28 protein-coding genes and 3 tRNA genes are annotated in these 23,175 nt (G+C 54.2%); 15 read left to right on the top strand and 16 right to left on the bottom strand.

Annotated features, from left to right (window positions below):
* Positions 1-7: 7 nt before the first annotated feature.
* From deoC to MT962_RS13350, 9 genes are all read right to left on the bottom strand, one after another.
* Positions 8-787 (bottom strand): deoxyribose-phosphate aldolase, encoded by a 780-nt coding sequence (gene deoC, locus MT962_RS13390; protein WP_247365840.1) that lies wholly within the window; start codon positions 785-787, stop codon positions 8-10.
* Between the two features lie 431 nt (positions 788-1,218).
* Positions 1,219-2,001, bottom strand: a complete 783-nt coding sequence (locus MT962_RS13385) for a TatD family hydrolase (protein ID WP_024559517.1) — start codon at positions 1,999-2,001, stop codon at positions 1,219-1,221.
* Entirely contained in the window at positions 1,998-3,065 is a 1,068-nt protein-coding gene (locus tag MT962_RS13380) for a patatin family protein (RefSeq protein ID WP_024559516.1), read from the bottom strand. Before MT962_RS13380 ends, MT962_RS13385 begins: the two co-directional genes overlap by 4 nt.
* 110 nt (positions 3,066-3,175) lie before the next feature.
* The gene (locus MT962_RS13375; protein WP_002437547.1) at positions 3,176-3,337 is read right to left on the bottom strand and encodes a DUF1328 family protein; all 162 of its coding nucleotides are present in this window, start codon (positions 3,335-3,337) and stop codon (positions 3,176-3,178) included.
* 127 nt (positions 3,338-3,464) lie between these two features.
* Entirely contained in the window at positions 3,465-4,079 is a 615-nt protein-coding gene (gene osmY, locus MT962_RS13370) for a molecular chaperone OsmY (RefSeq protein WP_024559515.1), read from the bottom strand.
* 428 nt (positions 4,080-4,507) lie between these two features.
* Positions 4,508-6,097 (bottom strand): peptide chain release factor 3, encoded by a 1,590-nt coding sequence (prfC, locus tag MT962_RS13365; protein WP_024559966.1) that lies wholly within the window; start codon positions 6,095-6,097, stop codon positions 4,508-4,510.
* A gap of 94 nt (positions 6,098-6,191) precedes the next feature.
* On the bottom strand, positions 6,192-6,869 hold the full coding sequence (yjjG, locus tag MT962_RS13360; protein WP_024559513.1) for a pyrimidine 5'-nucleotidase: 678 nt from the start codon (positions 6,867-6,869) through the stop codon (positions 6,192-6,194).
* Between the two features lie 21 nt (positions 6,870-6,890).
* On the bottom strand, positions 6,891-7,334 hold the full coding sequence (rimI, locus tag MT962_RS13355; RefSeq protein WP_024559512.1) for a ribosomal protein S18-alanine N-acetyltransferase: 444 nt from the start codon (positions 7,332-7,334) through the stop codon (positions 6,891-6,893).
* Positions 7,303-7,713, bottom strand: a complete 411-nt coding sequence (locus tag MT962_RS13350) for a DNA polymerase III subunit psi (protein WP_024559964.1) — start codon at positions 7,711-7,713, stop codon at positions 7,303-7,305. Before MT962_RS13350 ends, rimI begins: the two co-directional genes overlap by 32 nt.
* 105 nt (positions 7,714-7,818) lie before the next feature.
* Here MT962_RS13350 and rsmC point away from each other — a divergent pair, with 105 nt between their 5' ends.
* The 4 genes from rsmC (at position 7,819) to MT962_RS13330 (ending at position 9,294) form a co-directional block, all read left to right on the top strand.
* Positions 7,819-8,847: a 16S rRNA (guanine(1207)-N(2))-methyltransferase RsmC gene (gene rsmC / locus MT962_RS13345; RefSeq protein WP_024559510.1), complete on the top strand. Its 1,029-nt coding sequence runs from the start codon at positions 7,819-7,821 to the stop codon at positions 8,845-8,847.
* A gap of 131 nt (positions 8,848-8,978) precedes the next feature.
* Positions 8,979-9,065, top strand: a tRNA-Leu gene (locus tag MT962_RS13340).
* 27 nt (positions 9,066-9,092) lie between these two features.
* Positions 9,093-9,178 (top strand) — tRNA-Leu (locus MT962_RS13335).
* 30 nt (positions 9,179-9,208) lie between these two features.
* A tRNA-Leu gene (locus MT962_RS13330) sits at positions 9,209-9,294 on the top strand.
* Positions 9,295-9,346: 52 nt separating this feature from the next.
* Here MT962_RS13330 and MT962_RS13325 read toward each other — a convergent pair.
* The gene (locus tag MT962_RS13325) at positions 9,347-9,619 is read right to left on the bottom strand and encodes a DUF1435 domain-containing protein (RefSeq protein WP_048887750.1); all 273 of its coding nucleotides are present in this window, start codon (positions 9,617-9,619) and stop codon (positions 9,347-9,349) included.
* 210 nt (positions 9,620-9,829) lie between these two features.
* Between MT962_RS13325 and MT962_RS13320 the strand changes: the two genes are divergently transcribed.
* Entirely contained in the window at positions 9,830-10,894 is a 1,065-nt protein-coding gene (locus tag MT962_RS13320) for a diguanylate cyclase (RefSeq protein WP_247365839.1), read from the top strand.
* A gap of 129 nt (positions 10,895-11,023) precedes the next feature.
* Entirely contained in the window at positions 11,024-11,812 is a 789-nt protein-coding gene (gene fhuF / locus MT962_RS13315) for a siderophore-iron reductase FhuF (protein ID WP_048887751.1), read from the top strand.
* Positions 11,813-11,841: 29 nt separating this feature from the next.
* Here fhuF and MT962_RS13310 read toward each other — a convergent pair whose 3' ends face one another.
* Both MT962_RS13310 and MT962_RS13305 read right to left on the bottom strand, forming a co-directional pair.
* Positions 11,842-13,194, bottom strand: coding sequence for a PTS sugar transporter subunit IIC (locus tag MT962_RS13310; RefSeq protein WP_024559506.1), 1,353 nt, complete (start codon positions 13,192-13,194; stop codon positions 11,842-11,844).
* A gap of 13 nt (positions 13,195-13,207) precedes the next feature.
* Entirely contained in the window at positions 13,208-13,513 is a 306-nt protein-coding gene (locus MT962_RS13305) for a PTS sugar transporter subunit IIB (RefSeq protein WP_247365838.1), read from the bottom strand.
* A gap of 213 nt (positions 13,514-13,726) precedes the next feature.
* Between MT962_RS13305 and MT962_RS13300 the strand changes: the two genes are divergently transcribed.
* Complete coding sequence (locus tag MT962_RS13300) at positions 13,727-14,185, top strand: YbaK/EbsC family protein (protein WP_024559962.1); 459 nt, start codon at positions 13,727-13,729, stop codon at positions 14,183-14,185.
* A 104-nt stretch (positions 14,186-14,289) separates the two neighbouring features.
* Here MT962_RS13300 and bglJ read toward each other — a convergent pair whose 3' ends face one another.
* The 4 genes from bglJ to pobA form a co-directional block, all read right to left on the bottom strand.
* Entirely contained in the window at positions 14,290-14,943 is a 654-nt protein-coding gene (gene bglJ / locus MT962_RS13295; protein WP_024559503.1) for a DNA-binding transcriptional activator BglJ, read from the bottom strand.
* On the bottom strand, positions 14,919-15,626 hold the full coding sequence (locus MT962_RS13290) for a LuxR C-terminal-related transcriptional regulator (RefSeq protein ID WP_024559502.1): 708 nt from the start codon (positions 15,624-15,626) through the stop codon (positions 14,919-14,921). The genes bglJ and MT962_RS13290 overlap by 25 nt, the downstream gene beginning before the upstream one ends.
* A gap of 356 nt (positions 15,627-15,982) precedes the next feature.
* Positions 15,983-16,873 (bottom strand): helix-turn-helix domain-containing protein, encoded by an 891-nt coding sequence (locus MT962_RS13285; RefSeq protein WP_247365837.1) that lies wholly within the window; start codon positions 16,871-16,873, stop codon positions 15,983-15,985.
* A 50-nt stretch (positions 16,874-16,923) separates the two neighbouring features.
* Positions 16,924-18,108, bottom strand: a complete 1,185-nt coding sequence (gene pobA / locus MT962_RS13280) for a 4-hydroxybenzoate 3-monooxygenase (protein WP_024559959.1) — start codon at positions 18,106-18,108, stop codon at positions 16,924-16,926.
* A 296-nt stretch (positions 18,109-18,404) separates the two neighbouring features.
* On the opposite strand from pobA, the gene MT962_RS13275 reads away from it, so the two are divergent.
* The 8 genes from MT962_RS13275 (at position 18,405) to MT962_RS22235 (ending at position 23,089) form a co-directional block, all read left to right on the top strand.
* The gene (locus MT962_RS13275; RefSeq protein WP_024559378.1) at positions 18,405-19,181 is read left to right on the top strand and encodes a threonine/serine exporter ThrE family protein; all 777 of its coding nucleotides are present in this window, start codon (positions 18,405-18,407) and stop codon (positions 19,179-19,181) included.
* Positions 19,172-19,645, top strand: a complete 474-nt coding sequence (locus MT962_RS13270) for a threonine/serine exporter (RefSeq protein WP_048887754.1) — start codon at positions 19,172-19,174, stop codon at positions 19,643-19,645. The genes MT962_RS13275 and MT962_RS13270 overlap by 10 nt, the downstream gene beginning before the upstream one ends.
* A 112-nt stretch (positions 19,646-19,757) precedes the next feature.
* Positions 19,758-20,399 carry a TetR family transcriptional regulator gene (locus MT962_RS13265; protein ID WP_024559380.1) on the top strand — a complete coding sequence of 214 codons (642 nt, stop codon included), beginning with the start codon at positions 19,758-19,760 and terminating at the stop codon, positions 20,397-20,399.
* Between the two features lie 44 nt (positions 20,400-20,443).
* Positions 20,444-20,899, top strand: a complete 456-nt coding sequence (locus tag MT962_RS13260; RefSeq protein WP_024559381.1) for a MarR family transcriptional regulator — start codon at positions 20,444-20,446, stop codon at positions 20,897-20,899.
* A gap of 99 nt (positions 20,900-20,998) precedes the next feature.
* A complete protein-coding gene (locus tag MT962_RS13255) occupies positions 20,999-21,427 on the top strand; it encodes an organic hydroperoxide resistance protein (protein ID WP_024559382.1) in 429 nt (142 codons plus the stop codon).
* 210 nt (positions 21,428-21,637) lie between these two features.
* Entirely contained in the window at positions 21,638-22,183 is a 546-nt protein-coding gene (dnaT, locus tag MT962_RS13250; RefSeq protein WP_024559383.1) for a primosomal protein DnaT, read from the top strand.
* Positions 22,184-22,185: 2 nt separating this feature from the next.
* Entirely contained in the window at positions 22,186-22,923 is a 738-nt protein-coding gene (gene dnaC / locus MT962_RS13245) for a DNA replication protein DnaC (RefSeq protein ID WP_024559384.1), read from the top strand.
* A gap of 40 nt (positions 22,924-22,963) precedes the next feature.
* Complete coding sequence (locus MT962_RS22235) at positions 22,964-23,089, top strand: hypothetical protein (RefSeq protein WP_268743918.1); 126 nt, start codon at positions 22,964-22,966, stop codon at positions 23,087-23,089.
* The last annotated feature ends 86 nt before the right edge of the window (positions 23,090-23,175 follow it).

Below are 23,175 nucleotides of genomic sequence, written 5' to 3'. Positions count from 1 at the left end.
GAAGAGATTAGTACTGGCTGGCGCTTTTGCCGTCGCCGTGGCCGAGCGCTTTCAGCAGGCTCGCCAGCAGGCTGGAAGCGCCGAAACGGTAGTGACGGGCATCAGCCCAGTCAGCGCCGAAAAGCGCATCCGCCACCGCCAGGTATTTAGCCGCGTCTTCCGCCGTGCGCACGCCGCCCGCCGGTTTGAAACCTACGCTGTCCTGAACGCCCATATCGCGGATCGTTTCCAGCATAATGCGGGCGCTTTCCGGCGTGGCGTTAACCGGTACTTTACCGGTAGATGTTTTAATGAAGTCGGCGCCCGCTTTGATAGCGATTTCTGACGCTTTGCGGATTAACGCTTCTTCTTTCAGCTCGCCAGTTTCGATGATGACTTTCAACAGCACGTTAGCCGCCGCGCACGCGTCTTTACAGGCTTTAACAAGGTCAAAACCCACCTGCTCATTGCCAGCGATAAGCGCGCGATACGGGAACACGACGTCCACTTCATCCGCGCCATACGCGATGGCCGCACGGGTTTCCGCCAGCGCTATCTCAATGTCGTCGTTGCCGTGCGGGAAGTTAGTCACGGTTGCGATACGAACATCCGGCGTCCCCTGCGCTTTCAGGGTTTTACGAGCAATCGGAATAAAGCGCGGATAAATGCAGATGGCGGCGGTGTTGCCAACCGGGGTTTTCGCCTGATGACAAAGCGCAATCACCTTTTCATCGGTGTCGTCATCATTCAGGGTAGTGAGATCCATCAGTTGCAGCGCACGCAGGCTGCTTTTGGTCAAATCAGTCATAAAAATCTCCAACAAAAAAACGTATCTCAGAGGAGAAACTCAACACGTTGGAGCGGGCTTGGTTCCATGAAGAGGCGTGGCGCTAACCGCCAACACGTTAAGATCCTTCTCACCGCCGTTCACCACAGAGGATGTTAGAATTTTAACATCAGCGCTGAAGATGATTTTGTGTCGCGTTTCACAATTTGAAAAGCATGGATTGCATTCGTACAACCATTATATGTGATTAACATAACACTATAACAGCCTGTACACGGGCCATGTATTAAAAATAGCGTGCTCGCCTGCGTCAGATTGAGGCGACGGCAAATGTTATAATAGTAACATATGCTACAGCAACGAGCGGTTTATCGCTGTTAGAGTGAAGCGTAGCAAACCCGCGTTACGCGCAGGCGAACACTCTTCACAGGAGAGAAGAAAAACGCCGGATTTCAGGCGGAAAAATCGAACAGCTGCAGGGTATTTTGCAAAATGGTGTCGGCAATCAGTTCAGGCGGCTCAGGGCGCAGCTCACAAAGGACGTCAAACACGCCGTTTACTCGTTCCGGACGATTCGGCTGCCCCTGAAAACCGTTGAGCGGCATATCAGGCGCGTCGGTTTCCAGAAGCAGCGCTGAAAGCGGCAATTGCGCAATGACGTTGCGTGTTTTACTGGCGCGGGGATAGGTGATAGTGCCGCCCACGCCAATACGATAGCCCATCTCGACAAAACGCTGCGCCTGTTGCAGGCTGCCCGCGAAACCGTGCACCACCCCTTTACGCGGCAGGTCGTGCCGCTTCAGATGCATCGCCAGCTTATCGTGAGTGCGGCGGGAGTGAAGGATAACCGGCAGTTCATAACGTTTCGCCAACTGCAACTGCGCATCGAGTATCGCTTCCTGGCGCTCAAAAAGCGGGTTATCCATATAGAGATCGAGGCCAATCTCCCCTATCGCCACCATTTTCTGCGGCCGGTTTTGCAAGTGGTGTTCGAGCAATGCCAGCGCCGCGTCGTTATGTTTGTAAATCACGATGGGATGCAGACCGAGCGCGGCATGGATGCCTTTATGCTCCTCAGCAAGCGACAGCACAGTAGCGAAACGCTCGGCTTCAATGGCGGGTAAGATTATCTTCTCAACGCCTGCCTGCGCCGCCTGCGCAAGACTTCTCGCCTCGTCGCCGGGAAAAGGCGCAAAATCAAAATGGCAATGGGTGTCGATAAAGCGCCGCATCAGGCCAGATCCTCGTTATCAAAAGCCGCATCGTTAGCCTCCGGCGCAAAAAGCGGCGTCGTCGCGACCGCGTCGTTGGCAACGGTAGCTGGCGGCACCACGAGCGTAGGCGGCGTCGCCACCCGATGGCGATGCAGCGGCGGCTTCGAGGTCAGGAGCTTACCGACTGTCGCCAGAAAATAACGCCCGCACAGACGGCCAGTTTTATAATCCGCCATCAGCGCCGGCAAACGGCTGCCAAGCGCCATGCTCATCAGCGGCTTAGGCGGGTAGATTTCAAAAATACGCAGCTTGCCGGGGGGCTTTTCAATAAATTCCTGAATGGCGCGATAGCTGGTTTCATGGTGCTGCACCAGGTTTAATAGCGGCTGCAGGCTGCTGTCAGTGAGCCAGCGCTCCATGCGCTTAAACCACTGCGGAGTGTAATACATTTGCGAAGGCACGGTGCGGATAACCACAAGCGTGGTTGCCCCTCTGCGCGCCGCTTCCTGCACCGGGATAGCGTCGCTGATGCCGCCATCCTGGTAGCTTACGCCATCCAGCATTACGCCTGTGCGATAAAAGCCCGGTATGGCGCTGGACGCGCGAATAATATCAAGCCATGTCTGGTTTTGCGGCGCAAAGTAGCCGGGTGAGTAATCGTCGCTTCGACAAGCGCACATGTAAAATTCTTTACCGGCGTCAAACAAACGCGCCGCGCTGTCCATCGCCAACGGCATTTTGCTTGAAGTCGCCTCCACCAGCCAGTCAAGGTCGATAAGGTTGCCGCCCCGTACAAAACGAACGGGATCAAAAAATTCGCGGGTTGTGGTATAGCGTGTAATGACGCGCCGGGCATAGCCGGGCTGGTTACAGACATAAGCAGAGAGATTTTGGGCGCCGGCGGAAGTGCCGTAGAACGCGTCGAAGGGGTTAAATTCAGCGCGCATGAACTCATCCAGCACACCGGCTGTGAAGATCCCGCGCTGCCCGCCGCCCTCGCATACGATAGCCAGCTTGCCGGGACGAAACGGCTTTAACGCCAGCGGCGCAATGTTGCCGAGCGTTACCGGAATACGTTGTCCCACCCTGCCACCTGCTTTTTATCGCGCCCTTGAAGGCGCTTATTTTGCTCCCAAAGCGTGAAAGCCAGTCATAAAGACTGGCCTTCCCGTCTGCCTGTTACAGTTTTATCACACTATGGACGACGACGGCCCATGAAAAGACTGACCAGGAACAGAATAATACCCACAACGAAGACGATCTTCGCAGCGCCTGCTGCCGTACCCGCCAGGCCACCAAAGCCCAGAGCGGCGGCGATTAATGCGATAACCAGAAAAATAATGCCCCAACGAAACATAAGACTCTCCTTTACCATAGTTAAACTTTACCGCTTCTTAGTGAGCGTCTGACCCACTGACGGTGTTTTCTTGGTGGTCATACTTACCTTCTCTCCCGGCCACATCCGGGAGAGTGGGTCTGGGGTGTTACGACTTCACTTTCAGATCGTTTTTGACGCTTTTCACGCCATCAACGGCTTTAGCGATGCTTTCGGCCCGGTCAGACTGTTTCTGAGAATCCACGGTACCGGAGAGCTGAACGACACCGTCAGTGGTTTCCACTTTAATCTTACGAGACGGCACAATGTCATCAGCCAGAAGTTTAGCTTTGATTTCGCTGGTAGTCGCTGCATCACCTGCGTAACCTTTCACCGACTGGTCTTTACCATCGCGAACATGCAGTTTGTCGCTGACGGACTGTACGCCTTCAACGCCTTTCGCGATTTTGACCGCCTGTTCAGCCTGCGCCTGGCTTTCTACGAAGCCGCTCAGGGTGACCACGCTTTTCTCGGTTTTCACGGAGATATCGGTGCTCTTGATGTTTTCATCGTCCACCAGGGCCGCTTTTACTTTTGCGGTGATGGCGCTGTCATCCATGAAATTACCGACTTTATTCATAGAGCTATCGATTTTTTGCCCTGCGGTATCGGCAGTGGATTTTGTTTTGTCCGCAACGGAGCTTTCAGCGTGAACCGCAGAAGTCGCCATTACAGAACCCAACACAACGGCCAGCAGAGTTTTCGAAATCTTAGTCTTGTTCATCGATTCATTCCTGTAGTTTGCTCAGAATTTGAGCCTTAAGCCATAACGACACTGGCTTTTCCTAAACAGCAGGGCTTGTGGCCTTGCTCAAGGTTGCTCAGACAGTGAAGCGTTCTGTCAACAGCCTCATGCTATTGCAGTAACTCTCGCCACACCGGCTTAAGTCAGTTATTAATATCAAACAAGTGATAAGTTCGCGGTTTAAACACTGCCAAACACGCATTGAATGGTTGTTTAAACCAGCGACCTTGCCATCACAGTGTTAAATATAGATCACTCTCTCAAAAACGCATGGTGGCGAAGGCGAAAAAACGGCAAAACGGCAAAGAAAGCAGGAATTTAAGAAATTTCCGCAAGCGGGAAAACAGAGGGATAAAGCGCGGAAAAAAGAGGCGGGGCGCGGCTTGCGGCGCGCCCCGAAAGAAAAATTAATGCTCGCGTGTTTTACGGAAAACGACGTCAGGATAACGCTCCTGCGTCAGGTTCAGGTTGACCATGGTCGGCGCGATGTAAGTCAGGTTATCGCCGCCGTCCAGCGCCAGCTGCACTTCGTTTTTACGCTTGAACTCTTCAAACTTCTTCACGTCCGCGCATTCAACCCAGCGGGCGGTCGCCACGTTTACCGATTCGTAAATCGCTTCAACGTTGTACTCGCTCTTCAGGCGCGCCACGACCACATCAAACTGCAGCACGCCTACTGCGCCTACGATCAGATCGTTGTTAGCCACCGGGCGGAAAACCTGCACCGCGCCCTCTTCCGAAAGCTGCACCAGCCCTTTCAGCAGCTGTTTCTGCTTGAGCGGATCTTTCAGGCGGATACGGCGGAACAGTTCCGGCGCGAAGTTCGGAATGCCGGTGAACTTCATCATTTCGCCCTGGGTAAAGGTATCGCCAATCTGAATGGTGCCGTGGTTGTGCAGACCGATGATGTCGCCCGGGTAAGCTTCCTCAACATGAGAACGGTCGCCCGCCATAAAGGTCAGCGCGTCAGAGATAACCACATCTTTGCCGATACGCACCTGGCGCAGCTTCATACCCTTCTCGTATTTGCCGGATACCACACGCATGAAGGCCACGCGGTCGCGGTGTTTCGGGTCCATGTTGGCCTGGATCTTAAAGACGAAGCCGGAAAACTTCTCTTCTTTCGCTTCGACTTCACGGGTGTCGGTTTTACGCGGCATCGGCGCAGGCGCCCATTCCACAAGACCGTCCAGCATATGGTCAACGCCGAAGTTACCGAGCGCGGTGCCGAAAAAGACCGGCGTGATTTCGCCGCTCAGGAACAGCTCCTGGTCGAATTCGTGCGAAGCGCCTTGCACCAGCTCAAGCTCGTCACGAAGCTGCTGAGCGAGATCGTCGCCTACGGCTTTATCGAGATCCGGGTTATCAAGACCTTTAACGATGCGCACTTCCTGAATGGTGTGGCCCTGCCCTGTCTGATAAAGGTAGGTTTCATCTTTATAAAGGTGATAAACGCCCTTAAAGAGCTTGCCGCAGCCAATCGGCCAGGTGATCGGCGCGCAGGCGATTTTCAGCTCGCTCTCCACTTCATCAAGCAACTCCATCGGGTCGCGGATGTCGCGGTCGAGTTTGTTCATAAAGGTCAGGATCGGCGTGTCGCGCAGGCGGGTCACTTCCATCAGCTTGCGGGTGCGATCCTCAACCCCTTTCGCGGCGTCGATAACCATCAGGCAGCAGTCCACCGCCGTCAGGGTGCGGTAGGTATCTTCGGAGAAGTCTTCGTGGCCTGGGGTATCAAGCAGGTTTACGAGGCTCTCTTTATAAGGGAACTGCATCACGGAAGTGGTAATAGAGATGCCGCGCTGCTTTTCCATCTCCATCCAGTCTGATTTCGCATGCTGGCTGGAGCCGCGGCCTTTTACCGTACCGGCGGTCTGGATAGCCTGTCCGAACAGTAACACCTTTTCGGTGATAGTAGTTTTACCGGCGTCCGGGTGAGAGATGATGGCAAACGTGCGGCGTTTGGCCACCTCTTGCAAATAAGGAGACAACGTCATAGTCAAAATCTTCTGTGTAAGCGCGTGGCAAGGCGCCCCGCGGCGTGTGAGTCGAAAAATGCGGCTATTGTACCCATCAGTGGCGGGCAGACAATTATTGTTTACACAGCAGTTGCTCCAGTTCGCTCAATGAGGTGACCTGATAAAGCGGGGCGATATCTTCCGGCAGCGTACGCCCATGGTGGTTTAGCCAGCAGGTCGCTATCCCGGCGTTAATGCCGCCAAGAATATCCGACTCCGCCGTATCGCCCACCATCAGCACGCGTTCGCGCGGCGGGTTGCCCATGCGCTCCAGCGCATAATCAAACACGCGCGGGTCCGGCTTCGCCACCCCTACCTCTTCCGAAATCACAATGAGATCAAAATAGTCACGCAGCCCTGTGCGTTCAAGACGAATTTGCTGCAGCGCGGTAAAGCCGTTGGTAATGATGCCAAGCTTCGCCTTGCCTTTAAGCGAATCGAGCAGCGACACGGCGCCCGGCAGCGGCGCGCAAATTTCCGCCATCGCGTTGAGAAAAGCGCGGTTGAGGTCGCTTGCCGGCACATTAAGACGCTCGGCCCAGCTTTCAAAACGCTGGTGTTGAAGCTGCAAAGCCGTGATGGCGCCGTTCTGATAATCGACCCAGAGCGGCTTATTGATGGCCTGGTAGTCCTGATAATCCTCGGCGGTGAAGGTCACGCTGTAGTCGAGAAACATCCGCTGTAAGCCGCCGAAAGCGTCAAAGGTAAACAGCGTTTCGTCAGCATCAAAGAGTATCCAGTCCCACTTCATTACATCACCTTTTCTTTGTTATCAGCCCAGCGGCAGGGCCATGATTATCGCGTCTTCGCGCCCCTCTTTGGTGGGGTAGTAATTACGGCGGATAGTCGCCTCGTTAAAGCCCAGGCTTTCATATAGCGCGATGGCGGCCACGTTAGAAGCCCGCACTTCAAGCCAGAGCGTGAGCACGCCGCGGGTTTCCAGCTCGCTGATTAAATGTTCGAGCAGCTGACGGCCAAGCCCGCGCCGCTGATAAGCGGGGTCGACCGCGATATTAAACAGGGTTGCTTCGTCGAGCACGACCTGGGTAATGGCGAAAGCCGCCATCTTGTCCGCCACATCCAGGCGGTAATTGAGGTAGCGCTCGCCCTGATTGCTGGCGAAAGTTTTCTCGCTCCAGGGAAAGGCGTGACTTCGCGTCTCAATGGCGTAAGCCGCCGCGAGATCAGTCGGCTGCAGGGAAGAAATCGTCATCATTTTCGCAAATTTGTTGCCACAAAGCGGCGCGAGCGGCGCTGCTGCGCCGAAGCCCTTCCAGCCCCGGCGAGACCAGCTTCGCGCCCGGCAGCGCAAGAGGCTCCGTCACGCCAAGACACCAGCTGTTGCAATGCCCGTCGTGCAGCATCGCCACCCGATCCGGCGTAAGCAGCATAACCTCATCGGGACGCAGCTTCAGCGTACGCAGCACATCCTGAATAATCGGCTCGCTCAGCGCAGGAAGTTCTTCCGCCACCATGACCAGACGGACATGAGCAGGCAGCGCGATAGCAATTTCGCCCAGCAGCGCGGCGGGGCGACGTAATACCCACTGGGTGATGCCCAGCTGTTGTAAACGCCAGTCTCGTCGGGATGTCATAGCGGTGCCTGAGTGAATGCCGGAGGGGCGCAAATATAGCAAATCCGTCGAACATGCGCCAACAAACCACTATAATCGCCCCTCAAGTTTCCAAAGGAGTTTTTCATGTCCGCTTTTTCCCCGGCAAGCGAAGTCCTGCTGCGCCACAGTGATGATTTTCTGGAAAGCCGCGTGCTGTTCGCCGGCGATATGCAGGATGACCTGCCCGCGCGCCTCGAGACGGCGGCAAGCCGCGCGCATACGCAACAGTTCCACCACTGGCAGGTGCTCAGCAAGCCAATGGGAGAGCGGGCGCAGTATGGCCTGACGGCTGACGCCGAACTGGTTGGCGACAGCGACACGCTTATCTACTACTGGCCGAAGAACAAACCCGAAGCGCAGTTCCAGTTGATGAACCTGCTTTCCCTGCTGCCGGTAGGAAGCGATGTGTTTGTGGTCGGCGAAAACCGCAGCGGCGTTCGCAGCGCCGAACAGATGCTGGAAGAGTACTGCCCGCTGACTAAAATCGACAGCGCCCGCCGCTGCGGTCTTTATCACGGTCGCCTTGAAGCCAAACCGACGTTCGATAAAGACGCCTGGTGGAACGAGTATCAACTGGACGAACTGACCATCAAAACGCTGCCGGGCGTTTTCAGCCGCGACGGGCTTGATGTCGGCAGCGATCTGCTGCTCGCTACCCTTTCGCCGCATACCAAAGGCAAAGTGCTCGATGTGGGCTGCGGCGCCGGCGTGCTGGCGGCGGTGCTGGCCAGCCACTCGCCGAAGGTGCGTCTGACGCTGTGCGACGTGAGCGCGCCTGCGGTGGAAGCAAGCCGCGCAACGCTTGCCGCGAATGGTTTTGAAGGCGAAGCTTTCGCAAGCAACGTCTATTCTGAAGTGAAAGGCCGCTTCGATATGATTATCTCCAACCCGCCGTTCCACGACGGGCTGCAGACCAGCTTTGAAGCCGCTCAGACGCTGATTCGCGGCGCGGTTAAGCACCTTAACAATGGCGGCGAGCTGCGCATAGTCGCGAACGCTTTCCTTCCTTACCCTAATTTGCTTGACGAAATGTTTGGCAACCATGAAGTACTGGCGCAAACCGGGCGCTTTAAGGTTTACCGCGCGGTCATGGGCCGTAACGCAAAGCGTTAATCGCTCCGCGTCACAAAAGTGCCGCTTTTTGCACCATTCAGAAAAGCGGCACGCAATTAACTGTTGACGAAGCCCAGAAAACATCTAGAATGCGCCTCCGTGGTTGCAATACTTCCCGGTATTGCTGGTATGCGAAGGTGGCGGAATTGGTAGACGCGCTAGCTTCAGGTGTTAGTGTCCTTACGGACGTGGGGGTTCAAGTCCCCCCCCTCGCACCAAAGACCACATGATATTGCTCTCACCGGGCGAAGGTGGCGGAATTGGTAGACGCGCTAGCTTCAGGTGTTAGTGTCCTTCGGACGTGGGGGTTCAAGTCCCCCCCCTCGCACCAACGAGGCGATATCAAGATTCAGAATACAGTGCGAAGGTGGCGGAATTGGTAGACGCGCTAGCTTCAGGTGTTAGTGTCCTTCGGACGTGGGGGTTCAAGTCCCCCCCCTCGCACCACTTTCTGAATACCCCTTCTCTTTTTCTTTCCTTGAGTTGCCTTCCTTAAGCTTTACCCTTTCAGGTTCATTACCATCAGCATGAGTCCGCTTGCGAATGCAATGCACGACGGCAGCAGCAGGAAATGGCGTAACCGTTTGTGAAAAAGCATTAGTGACGTGGAAAGCAGCGCCAACACCACAATCAAGCGCCACTGCGCAAAGCTAAGATCGCTCAACGCCAGCAGCATCACCAGGATGCCGGGCACGATAATTCCCCATCCGCTTTCCAGCCGCTTTTGCAACATGTCTCTGTCTCTCGCATCGATAATGATAAACAATATCATATGATATTAATTCTCATCTGTCAGCGTTTACAATGAAGCGGGTTATCCTTTGCGCATGGCTAATGACATGCCTGCGCTAAGGTGATAAATTGGTCATCATTACAGCAGCATTAAACTCTTATTTAACTTTTGCGAAACTATTGTTTCGCCCGTTATTTCTTTCACCTGGCTTTTAAATCTGTTACGGCGCTGATAAATAACGACTTATATATGACAGCTCAAACCTGGCGAGCCCTGCTTAAAGAGAAATATCAACTCTCTCTACGCTTGTTTCTGTTTCTTAACGCTTTCTCCGCACTGTTTAGCATCGTGAGCCCGCTTTATGCCGCTCAACAAGTTACGCTGCCTTTAACCGGCGTGCTTGTCGGCAGTACAGGGCTGCTTATCTGGCACGCGCTGAACAGCCAACGACGCATTAATATTAACCTGGTGTCTTTACTCTTCGGGCTGATGTGGGCTGCGCAAATCGCCCTTAAATTCACGGCGATTCCGAAACCCGATCTCTCGTACCTGCTGGTGGCGTTGCTCACCGTACTGTTTATCGGCTCGTTATCTTTTATCAATAACCTCATCGCTTTTACCTGCCACTGCCTGCCGGTTATCGTCACTGTTATCTGGCTTGACCAGGCACAGCATTTGATGCGCATGGCTTATGCCGTCGCGCTGCCAATGCTCGGCATCGCCATTCAGCACCTCATTCAGAAACGCAGCGACACCTTTTCGCAGGGGCTGATGTTAAAGCTGCTGGAAGAAAAAGAGACGTTGACTGATTTAAGCATGATGGACCCGCTTACGGGTCTTTATAACCGACGCGGCTTTCAGAACCGGCTGGAGCATGTGCTGGCGCTCGGCACCGGCCAGCATTTCGTCATGCTGATGGATATCGACCATTTCAAAGCTTATAACGACCACTACGGGCATATGATGGGCGACCAGGCGCTGACGCGGGTTTCCGCCGCTATTCGCGATTCGGTGCGCTCGCGCGATATCGTTACCCGTTACGGCGGCGAAGAGTTTCTGGTGCTTCTGACGAATTCCGATCCTCAGAGCGCCCGCCAGGCTGCGGAGCACATTCGTCAACGCGTTTATGATTTACGTATCCCGCATATGTTTAACGAAAGCGTGGCGACCAATGTGACGCTAAGCATTGGCATTGCGCCGCTGGAAAATCAGGATATCGATTCGGCGCTGCGTCAGGCGGATGCCGCGCTTTATGAAGCTAAAAATCAGGGACGTAACCACATTCTTTTCTCTGAATCTCGCCACGCTGCCTGAGCATTTTGCGTCTGGCTCCACATCTCCAGGAATTACGGATACCCGCTTCGGCGAATCCGCTTGCTATCGGCTCCGCCTATAGTTAGGATTGGCAATCATTATCATTTAGATTTGCTATTAAGCAGGGTCATGGCTTACCACTCCTTTCAGATTGCTGATGATCTTATCTGGCGCGCCCCGCTTTACCGGCCCTCTTCTGAGCTGGCGGAGGCGTTACGCGAAGCGTTTACCACCCATCGCGCGCATTTTCATGACATCATTCGATTGAATGAGACGCCGCCAGACGCGGCGATGACGCTGGAACAATGGGCGCATCCCACCCGCCTTGCTTCTCTGATGGCTATCTATTCCGATCATATCTATCGTAACCATCTTACGCAGCCGCGTGAGGCCAAGCCGCTGGTTTCGCTCTGGGCGCAGTGGTATCTGGGTTTACTCGCGCCGCCGCTCATGCTGGCGCTACTGACGCAGCCGCAGGCCATCGCCGTTACGCCTTCGCATATCCATGTTGAATTCCATGAAACCGGTCGAGCCGCCTGCTTCTGGCTGAACGTGCAGGAAGATCACCTCGCCAGTGCGTTATCCGCACGCGAACGTATTGAGAAGCTGGTGACAGAGTGTTTGCAGCCGGTTGTGAAAGCGCTTGAGGCGACCGGCGATATTAACGCGCGGCTTATCTGGAGCAACACAGGCTACCTGATCAACTGGTGCCTTGGTGAGTGGAAGGGGTTTCTTGGCGAAGAGACGGTAAACGCCCTTCGCGAAGCCTGCTTCTTTGAAAAACAGCTACGCAACGGGCAGGATAACCCGCTTTACCGCACCGTTGTGCTGCGTGAAGGTTTGCTGGTTCGCCGCACTTGCTGTCAGCGTTACCGTCTGCCGGACGTGCAGCAATGCGGCGACTGCACCCTGAAATAGATAACGGCGGGTCTCCCCGCCGTCTTTAATTACGCCACCTGGCGCCCTTCGGCTTCCGCCTCTTTTTGTGCATCCGCTTCCGCCGCTTCCTGCGCCAGCAGCTGTTTTTCATACACTTTAAAGAACGGGAAGTAGATGACGGCGGAAATGACCGCCAGCACTACCACCAGGATAGCCGCACGAAAATCCCATCCCAGCCCCCAGGCGGCGCCAATAGGCGCAGGCGCCGTCCACGGCACGACCGAAATGACGCGCCCAATCAGGTCAAGCTTCATCGCCGCCCAGGCAATGATAGCGTTAACCATCGGCGCCAGCAGGAACGGGATAAAGAAGACCGGGTTCATCACGATAGGCGTACCGAAAATAACCGGTTCGTTGATGTTAAAAATGCTTGGCACTACGCTCAGACGGCCAATCGAACGCAGATGCACCGAGCGACTGCGCAAGTAGCAGAGCACCAGTCCCATGGTTGCGCCCGACCCGCCCACCACGATAAAGAAAGTCCAGAAAGCTTCCATAAAAATATGCGGCAACGGCGCGCCCTGCGCCAGCGCACTCTGGTTCATCCCAAGGTTTGTCAGCCAGAACATCTGCAACATGCCTGAGACAATGGCTGCGCCGTGAATGCCGGCAAACCAGAGCAGGTGGCCAATCAGCACTGCCAGCAGGATCGCAGGCAGCGAGTCCGCTGCTGAAACCAGCGGTTTAAAGAGGGACATGATCGCCTGTGGGATCAGCATATCGAACTGCGTCTGGATAAACAGGCTCAGCGGATAAAGCGTCAGCACGACCACCAGCACCGGTATCAGCAGGTCGAAAGAGTTTTTAATCATCGGCGGCACTTGATCCGGTAAACGTATGCCGATGTTGTGCGCTTTCAGAAAACGCATCATCTCTACACAGTAAATCGCCACCAGAATGGCAGTGAAAATGCCGGTACCGCCCAGGCTATCGACGGGTAAGGTGCCTTTGGTTTTCGGCGCCGCAACCAGCAGAAAAGCCATCAGCGACAGCATGGCGCACATAAAGGGATCGAGCTGATGGGATTTAACGTAATGTTTGCCCAGGTTATAGGCGATAGCGGCGCAGATATAGATAGACATAATGCCCATCGTCATATCAAACGGCGTCAGGATTTGCCCTTCAAATTGCTTTGCGAGATCAAGCCAGCTGCGCGCGAACCCCCAGGTGGTGTCCGGCGAAAAAGGCGGATAGGCGAAAACCAGTAAAAATGACCCGACAATCATAAACGGCATGGCAGAAATAAAACCGTCACGAATGGCCATTACGTGACGTTGGGAAGAGATGCGCCCAGCAATAGGGCTAACATAATTTTCTACAAAGCGAAAAATCACATTAAAGGCGGCATGGTTGGCAGACATAGCGGCTCTCCTGTCAGGCTAATAACGCGAGTGCGTCAGCGAGAATTTTGTCGCCGCGCATCATTCCATAGTCCATTGAGTTAATTACAGATACAGGTATCTGGCTGGTGGCTGCCTGTGCCCTGCATGCCTCAAGATGTGTTTTAACCTGTGGCCCCAGCAGGCAACAGTCATAACGGGAAAACGACTCCGTGAATACGTTCATGCCCGCCGCGTTAAGCTCCACAGCGATATTCTGCTGCTCTGCGGCCTGCCTCATACGATTCACTACCATGCTGGTCGACAAACCAGCGGCACAGCATACAAGGATACGTTTCATAGACGGCTCTTATTATTTAAGGGATACAGAGGGTGGTTACGGAACCAGTATTAATCGCCCGGAGCCGGGCTGCAACCGGTTACAGTAACCGGTTTCTGTGATTGTGAAGAAGATCCAGAAAACACCGACTTGTTACCGGTGGGTTAATCAATAACAATCATCAGCCCATTCTGGTTTATATCAGCAAAGGAAAGTCTTCAGCAGGAGAAACACATGAGTCTGGAATCTGTACGGCAGTTTTTCGCCGAGAAAGCCCCCGACATCGACATTATTGAACTCAACGAAAGTACGGCGACCGTCGCGCTGGCCGCCGCCGCGCATAACGTTGAACCAGGACAGATAGCCAAGACCCTGTCGTTAAAGGTAAGGAACGAGATTATCCTTATCGTGGCGAAAGGCGATGCCCGACTGGATAATAAAAAGCTCAAAGCCGCCTTTGGCGCTAAAGCGCGTATGCTGAGCAGCGATGAAGTGATCACCTGGACTGGCCATCCGGTCGGCGGCGTTTGCCCTTTCGGCCTGGAACACCCGCTTGCGGTCTATTGCGATGTATCGCTTAAGCGTTACCAGGAAGTGTTACCCGCCGCTGGCGCCATTCATAGCGCCGTGCGCATCTCCCCTTCTCGCCTTGCAGAACTGACCGAGGCGCAGTGGATAGATGTCTGCCAGTAAAAAACGATGTTGCCGCGCAGCCTGATCCTGAACCCTTCTGAATGGGCAGGAATAAAAGTGGTGAGAAAAAAGCTCCGGTCAGATCCCCTGCCGGAGCCTGAAAATCAAAAAGGGGTAGCGCGATGTAGCAGCATATCTGCCGCGTTAAGCAGGCCAGCATCTGTATTGACGCCGAGTTTGAGCATAGCGTTGAACTTATGAGCGCGAATCGTCTTGATGTTACGCTCCAGCTGAGAGGCAATTTGTGAAATAGAGTAGCCGTCCGTCAGATAACGTAAGATTGTACGCTCTGTTGGGCTTAAAAGGCGCGGTGCCGCTTTTACCGGGTTAGCCTTATTAGCGCCTTCACTGTTTTTGGGATTGTCACCCAGCGCTGCGAAAATATTTTCTGCAAAGCTATTAAGCGGCACGGATTTATCCAGTACGCCATGAAATGAGGTTAAGGAAAGTTGGTTTATCAGCCGCGCTTCCGCTTCGTTGTTCGCCATTACCAGCCGCTTGACTTTCGGGTGGCTTTTTACCATTTCACCAAAAAAGGTAAGACATTCGCGCCGATGCTCACGCGTACCCGGTAAAGAGAAGATAACGGCGGAAAAAGATTCTGCTTCTTGCGCCGCAAGAAATTCTGCCGGCGTCGTAAAAGTGAAAACCTGATAACGCGGCCTGCGATTTTGTTGCAGCAATACACTGACCCCTGCTGCGCTCATCACGCAGCTTTCAATAAGGGCGATTTTCACTTCTGATGTGATAAATTCCATTCTGCCTGTTCCTTTTGCAGTGAAAGCAAATTCAGTTCTTTGACGCCCTGAAAGCTATTAATCCAGGCGTACATTTCCGCATTACCTTTTAGCGATAAGCGTTTCATAGCGCTGTTCTTCTGAGCACTGATGGTTTTATTACTTTTCTTAAGCAGTTGGGCTATCTGGTTAATACCCCAGCCTTTTCCCAAAAGGCGTAATACTTGTCGTTCTGAAGAGGTTAAAGTACAGGCCGTACTAACTTGACCAGATATTTTTACCTCGTGAGGAGAAAGCAATAACTGACTGATACGTTCTGCGCGCTCGCTGCCAAGACGTATAGCTTCAATCAAGCCTTCAACCGATTCCGTCGTCGCCAGCAGCGTAGTTTGCGGACGCATTAAATACTCTACCGCCAGGCTGAATACGTTCTTCGGCACCATAAAAATCCAATGGATGCCTGGCAGTTGGGCGATAAGCCGATAGCAGGCTTCACATTCCGCCCGGGCATCGTCTGCTACTGGCGGGATTTCCTGAATAATCAGGTTGGCGCACCGCATTACCAACGGAGAAAGCCCACAACTGCTCTGATAATGATGTAATTCCATGTCAGGGAAATGGTGGGTAATAATGGCTTTAAGCCCGTTATGCATAACGGGTAGCGCGCTGATAATAATTCCCTGCTTGCAACGTCCTGGTATCATATATCCTCCGGCTAAACCCTTCCGGCAAAAGCATGACGACTAACTAATAACAACGCTTATAATAATGAGATGATTAAATATAAAAAGAAAAGCCATTAGGCGTTATTGTTAATAAAACGCGCCAGGGCTTTTATTCAAAACAGACAATTAAAATTCATCCGGGATGAGCGTCAGTAGTTTATGAAGCCTCCAGGTGAGTGTCAATGCGTTAAAAATAACAAAACCGCCCTTCTCTACACACTGATATACTCTTATTTAAAATAGTCAAAATCATGTGGATTAATACACATTAAAAAAGGAAAGTTTTAATAAGTAATATCGCAATTAGATTATCTAAAACAGAGTTTTTAGTTTAATTATTTCTTTAGCAAAGCGTTTACCGCGCCCGCATCGCGAAACGCCTTCGGCGTAACGCCAACCGTACGGCGAAAAAAACGGGAGAAATAGGTGACGTCGCTAAACCCCAGATAATCTGAAACCTGGCTTATCGTCATGCTGGTATAAAGCAATGTGCGGCGGGCTTCCAGCGTGAGGCGCTGGTGAAGAAGATTTAACGCGCTGGCGCCATGAAACTCGTGACATAACGTATTGAGGTGCGTGACGGAGAGCCCAAGCTTTTGCGCATATGCCGTTACAGGCCATTGCTCACGGTAGTGGCGTTCCAGCAGTTTTGAGAACTGGCGCATCGCCGCCTTGTTGCGTTTTGGCCGCTCCGGCAGCGCCTCGCTCTGGGCGCACTGTCGATTTAGCCAGACCAGCAGCGCGCTGATAAGCGAATGCAGCATCATCTCGCGCGCCAGGTTGTCGCCTTCATATTCGCTCTGCAGCGTGCTGAATAAAGCATTAATGCGATGGCGCGACGCTTTTACCGGCAGACAGCGCGGCCGGGTAAGCACTTCCAGCGGTTGTCCGAAACGTTGCTCAAAAAGCGCGACCAGCGGAGAAGAAAAGGAGAGCGAGTAACCCTGCGCGCCTGGCGAAAATTTAAAGCTATGCACGCAGAGCGCAGGCACGACCTGAATACAAGCCTCAGAAACGCGCCGCTTTCCTCCCTCAATTTCGATTTCCGCACTGCCTGTATGCAGATAAAGCAGTTGAACGATATCCGCATGCTGATGGATGCGGATATGCCATTCATAAAGGCTGCTGCGGCTGTGAATGGATTCACAGTGCAGCAGATCCGGCGTTGGCCAGTTAAGGCTTTCGCCATAAAGCGTAAATACGGGAACCGGCGTTACAGGCTTCATGTTCTGACTTCTTCGCTCATTTTTAAAGAGTGTAGAAAAGATCCTGCCGATCACCGCACCGCTTCAAACGGCAGCCCCACGTAGTTTTCAGCGATGGTGGTAAGCCCGGCCTGCGATCCCAGGAAATAGTCGCGCTCAGCCTGCTGCATCCGGCGGTCAAAACCGCTTTGCTCCTGAAAATCATGCAGCAAACGCGTCATAAACCAGCTGAACCGCTCCCCCTTCCATACCCGACGCAGCGCCAGTTGCGAGTAACAAGCCAGCAAGTCCCGCCTTCCCTGATGGTAAACGCCGCATAAAATGCGATAGAGATAATTAACATCTGATGCCGCCAGATTTAGCCCCTTCGCCCCTGTCGGCGGGACGATATGCGCCGCGTCGCCCACCAGAAACAGCGAGCCGTACTGCATAGGCTCCACCACAAAACTGCGCAGCGGCGCGATGCTTTTCTCAAGCGAAGGGCCGGTAACCAGCTTACCCGCAAGATCTTGCGGCAGGCGGCGCTTCAGCTCATCCCAGAAGCGATCGTCGGACCAGGCTTCGGCTTTATCGGTAAGCGGCACCTGCAAATAGTAGCGGCTGCGCGTTAGCGAGCGCTGGCTGCAAAGCACAAAACCCCGGTCATGGTGGGCGTAGATAAGTTCATGGTGAATGGGCGGCGTATCGGCAAGCAACCCCAGCCAGCCGAACGGGTAAACGCATTCATATTCCCGCAGTACGCCTGTGGGTATCGCTTTGCGTGAAACGCCATGAAATCCGTCGCAGCCGGCAATGTAATCGCAATCAATGCGGCACGGTTCGCCGTCCTTACTAAAAGTGACATACGGCTTATCACTTTTAAGGTTATGCAGCGCAACGTCACTGACATTGTAAAACGTTGGCGCGCCGGCTTCGCTTCGCGCCTGCATCAAATCACGCGTGACTTCAGTCTGGCCGTAGACCATGACCGATTTGCCGCCGCTCAGGGCTTTGAGCGGCACCGGAATACGCCTGCCCTCGACCAGAAATTCAACGCCGTCATGCACCAGACCTTCCGCGTCCATACGCTGATGCGCGCCCGCTTCCCGCAGCAGCTCGACAGTACCGCTTTCCAGAATGCCGGCGCGAATGCGGCTAAGCACATAGTCCGGAGTCTGGCGTTCAAGAATAATGTTGCTGATGCCAGCGTTATGCAGCAACTGGCCAAGCAGCAGGCCGGACGGACCGGCGCCAACGATCAGAACCTGAGTCTTCATAGGGTCGCTCGCCTCGGAAAGGTGATTGAAATGTTATTTTTATGTTTCACAAATGAGTGAAAATGCATTTTTCACCGTTCTCCATGCGAAAAGAAGGTCAATTTCGGGTTAAAAGTTGCACTTTTCGACACTCACACAATTTTGCGGACGGGTTCAAATTTTCCACCTCCAGGTAAAAACGTCTGCAACCCGCTGAAAATTTGATCTGCCTGCGCCCGTGCCGTTTCAGCCCTGTGCTACAACCTTTTTTCGCCTTTTCGCGCCCCGGGCGCCTTACTTAACGGCAAGGGTCAACTATGGAAGTTGAGTCTTCATCGCAACGCGATATCACCCGCCTCTGCATTGAGTGCGGGCTTTTCCTTTTACAGCACGGCGCGGAAAGCGCGCTGATAGATGAACTCTCTACCCGGCTTGGGCGCGCGCTCGGCATGGATAGCGTCGAGAGCGCCATCTCAGCGAACTCCATCGTGCTGACTACCATTAAAGACAACCGTTGCTTAACGACTACCAGAAAGAATGTTGATCGCGGCATTAACATGCATGTGGTAACCCAGGTGCAGCGCATCGTCATCCTGGCTGAACATAAGCTGCTGGATTATCGCGATGTGGAAAAGCGCTTCGCGCAGATTAAACCGCTGCGCTACCCGCGCTGGCTGGTCGTGTTGATGGTAGGCCTCTCCTGCGCCTGTTTTTGCAAAATGAACAACGGCGGCTGGGACGGCGCGCTGGTCACGTTGACCGCCAGTTCCCTCGCCATGTACGTTCGTCAGGTGCTGACCAGCCAGCACCTGCATCCGCAAATCAATTTCTGCATTACCGCTTTTGTCGCCACCACCGTATCGGGGCTGATGCTACGGCTGCCGCTTTTCGCCCAGGTGCCGACCGTAGCAATGGCGGCCAGCATCCTGCTACTGGTGCCCGGCTTCCCGCTTATCAACGCGGTAGCGGATATGTTTAAAGGCCATGTGAATACCGGACTTGCGCGCTGGGCTATGGCGAGCATGCTGGCGCTGGCGACCTGTATTGGCGCGATAATCGCGCTGGCCTTATGGGGGCTGCCAGGATGGGCATAATAAATATTGCGCTGATTCTGCTGCAGGATATGGTGCTGTCGGCAATTCCCGCGGTGGGCTTTGCGATGGTATTTAACGTGCCTTTGCGCGCGTTGCCGTGGTGCGCGCTGCTCGGCGCTATTGGCCACACGTCACGTACGGCGATGATGCTTTGCGGCCTCAACATTGAGTGGAGCACTTTTCTCTCGGCGATTCTTGTCGGCAGCATCGGCATTCAGTGGTCCCGCTGGTATCTGGCGCACCCGAAAGTCTTTACCGTCGCGGCGGTGATCCCGATGTTCCCCGGTATTTCCGCCTACACGGCGATGGTCTCCGCCGTTAAGCTCAGCCACTTTGGCTATGACGAGGTTTATCTTATCGCGCTCGTCACCCACTTTCTGAAGGCATCGTCCATTGTCGGCGCACTTTCCATCGGTCTTTCGTTGCCGGGTTTATGGCTTTATCGTAAACGTCCGCGCGTGTGAGCCGCCCGACTCTCTTTTTGGTTTAACGCAGAGAATTGCCATCGCGGGCTTGTGCATCGCGCCCGCGCTGCCATAATCGCCCTGCTCATCCCTGCGGGACCAAGGAGTTGTAGTGGAAAATCATGATGTTTACCTGCCCACGCGCTTTGACGAAGCCAGCCTGAAAGAGAAGATTTTCTTCAGCGCCATTGAGCTGTTTGCCGAATACGGCCTTAACGGCGCGCGCATGGAGCAAATTGCCGAAAAGGCGGGCACCACCAAGCGCATGGTGGTCTACCACTTTAAAACGAAAGAGCGGCTCTATGTGCAGGTGCTGGAGTATGTCTATACCCAAATCCGCGCCAGCGAAAAAGCGTTAAACCTGTCGGCAATGCCGCCGGTTGAAGCAATGGTGCAGTTGGTGGAAGCCAGTTTCGACTACCACGCCGCCCATCCGGATTTTGTTCGCATCATTTGCATGGAGAACATGCAGCGCGGCCGTTATATGCGAGAATCGGCCTGGATCCGCGATATCAACCGCAGCGCCCTGACGCTGCTGGAAGAGATCCTGGCCCGCGGCCAGGCGCGCCAGCTCTTCAGCAAACAGGTTAACGCCCGCGACGTTCATCGCCTGATAAGCAGCTTCAGCTTTCATCACGTCGCCAATAGCTATACCTTTTCTATGCTGTTTGAAGAAGAGACCGACAGCCGCGCCCAGCTCGACTATTACCGGGAGATGGCCGTCCAGGTCGTTCTGCGCTACATCTGCCCGTAAAAAATAACTTGCAATTAAATTGTGCGCTATCTATATTGAAAACCATGAAAACGACATTACCTGCTGACGAAGAGACAACGCTCCGGCTGGATAACCAGCTCTGCTTCGCGCTTTACTCCGCGAGCCTTGCGTTAAATAAGCTGTACCGGCAATTGCTGGCGCCGCTTGGCATTACCTACCCGCAGTATCTGGTGTTGATGGTGTTGTGGGAGCAGGATGACATTACCGTCTCGCAGATTGGCGAGCGGCTGTTTCTGGACTCCGCTACGTTGACGCCGCTGCTGAAGCGGATGGAAAGCGCCGGTTTGTTGTTGCGCCAGCGCTCACGCGAAGATGAACGCCAGGTCGTCGTCACCCTGACCGGGAACGGACGCGACCTCCAGGCGAAAGCGCTATCGCTGCCGGAATCGGTGCGTTGCGCCGCGAACTGCGACATTGATACGCTGGTTAGCCTGAAGACCCAGCTTGAAACGTTCCGTGACAGCCTGAATAAAGCTTAATACCCTCCTGCGGGAGGGTTTTAAAAAAAACATATGTATAGCGCGCTATTTTGTAGCTCGATATTCTTTACCCTAAAACGAAACGACGAGGAACCTGCCATGTCATTAGAAAAAGTGATTTACACCGCTAAAGCAAAAGCCACCGGGGGCCGTGACGGCCGCGCCACCTCCTCTGACGGCGTGCTGGACGTGAAGCTTGGCGTGCCAAAAGAGATGGGCGGTATGGGTGGCGACGTTACCAACCCGGAACAGCTTTTTGCCGCCGGCTACTCCGCCTGTTTCCTGGGCGCGATGAAGTTCGTTTCTGCGCGCGACAAAATCGCCATGCCGAAAGAAGCGTTCATTGAAGGTGAAGTGGGCATCGGACCGCTGCCGACCGGCTTTGGCATCGAAGCGAAGCTGAATATTCACCTGCCGGGAATGGACGCAGCGGAAGCGAAAAAACTGGTCGATGCGGCGCATATTGTTTGCCCTTATTCCAACGCGACCCGCGGCAACATCGACGTTACGCTGAACATCATTAGCTAACTCGCTGCATTACTTTAAAATACTGCCCTGCCGGGGAAATACAGGCGCGTAAGTCGACTTGCGCGCCTGCGTTTTTTTTCAGCATATCTGCCCTTTCCTGCGCCTGCGGCCTCAAACACGCAGCCCGACTGTGCTACTATGAAGCCATAAACGCTATGATGCGTTCCCCCTCAAGCGAATCTTAGCTAACCCGTTGATTGAGATAGTTTTATGTCTTCCAGAGTATTAACCGCAGACATCGTCGACATTAACGCCTTCCGGCGCGATCCCGACAGCGTGCTGGCGCAGGCCGAACGCGGCGCCGTGGCGGTTTTCGATAACAATGCGCCTGCTTTTTACGCCGTTACGCCGGAACGCATGGCGGAACTGCTGGCCAAAGAAGCGCAACTTGCCGCGCCGCAAACGGATGTCGTCCTGGATGCGCAGCTGTATGAAGAGTTTGTCGACCCTGCGCAGCCTGTCCCTGCGCCGGCGGGTAAATTTCGCATGTACCTGGGCTGGCAGCCTGACGCGGAGTTCCAGCGCATGGCGGCGCTATGGGGCATCCCGCTTTCTCAGCCAGTCACGCCGCAAGAGCTCGCCTCTTTCGTTACCTACTGGCAGGCGGAAGGCAAAGTGTTTCACCATATCCAGTGGCAGCAGAAGCTGGCGCGCAGCGTGCAGATGAACCGCGCCGCCTCTGGCAATGGAGCGCGACGCGATGTGAATACCATCCCGCAACCAGACGACCACATTCCTGACGGATTCCGAGGTTAACGATGAAAAACGTCACTGACCTGATGGCGCGTCTTAAGCGGCTTATGCCGCCTGACGTGACGCCCGCGTTTAAAACCGGCGAAGAGCTTCTCGCCTGGCAGCAGGAGCAGGGACGTCTTCGCTCAGAAGCCATCGAGCGTGAAAACCGGGCGATGAAAATGCAGCGTACGTTTAATCGCTCCGGCATTCGCCCTCTGCACCAGAACTGCTCCTTCGACAACTACAGAGTTGAAAATGAGGGGCAGATGAATGCGGTTAACAAGGCGCGCCAGTATGTCGAGGCGTTTGATGGCAACATTGCGAGCTTTGTGTTTGCAGGCAAGCCAGGAACCGGTAAAAACCACCTTGCCGCTGCTATCTGCAATGAGCTGCTGTTGCGCGGCAAGTCGGTCATGATAATCACGGTGGCCGATATTATGTCCGCGATGAAAGATACCTTTGGCAATCGTGAAACCAGTGAAGAACAGCTGCTTAAGGATCTCAGCAACGTTGACCTGCTTGTCATCGACGAGATAGGTATGCAAAGCGAATCGCGCTACGAAAAAGTGATAATCAACCAGCTTGTGGATCGCCGTTCCTCCTCCAAACGTCCCACCGGCATGCTCACTAACCAGAACATGGAAGAGATGACCAAGCTTCTGGGTGAGCGCGTGATGGACCGTATGCGCCTTGGCAATAGCCTGTGGGTGAATTTCAACTGGGACAGCTACCGCAGCCGCGTCACCGGCAAAGAGTATTAATTTTTACGCTCCCGCCCACGCCTGGCGCTCATCCCCCCCGATGTCGCTGAATACGCTTCGCCCGCACCGCCCGCTGCCCGCGGCGGGCGAAGGCGTGAGTATCAGCATCGCCCTGCGCAAAGCCGATGACCAGCGCCGTTTTGGTAAAACGCGCCCTGCCGCCTAAGAAAAAACTGGAAAGTGCCGTTGTGCAGGCCGTTTTGCGAATTAGCGCGCAGTGAGAGCTTATTTACGCCGTCAGCGTCGTTATAC

Origin of the sequence: Franconibacter sp. IITDAS19, assembly GCF_023079515.1 — a bacterium.
GTDB lineage: Bacteria > Pseudomonadota > Gammaproteobacteria > Enterobacterales > Enterobacteriaceae > Franconibacter > Franconibacter pulveris.
Note: the sequence above shows the minus strand (reverse complement) of the source record. Positions and strands in the feature narration are given on the sequence as shown.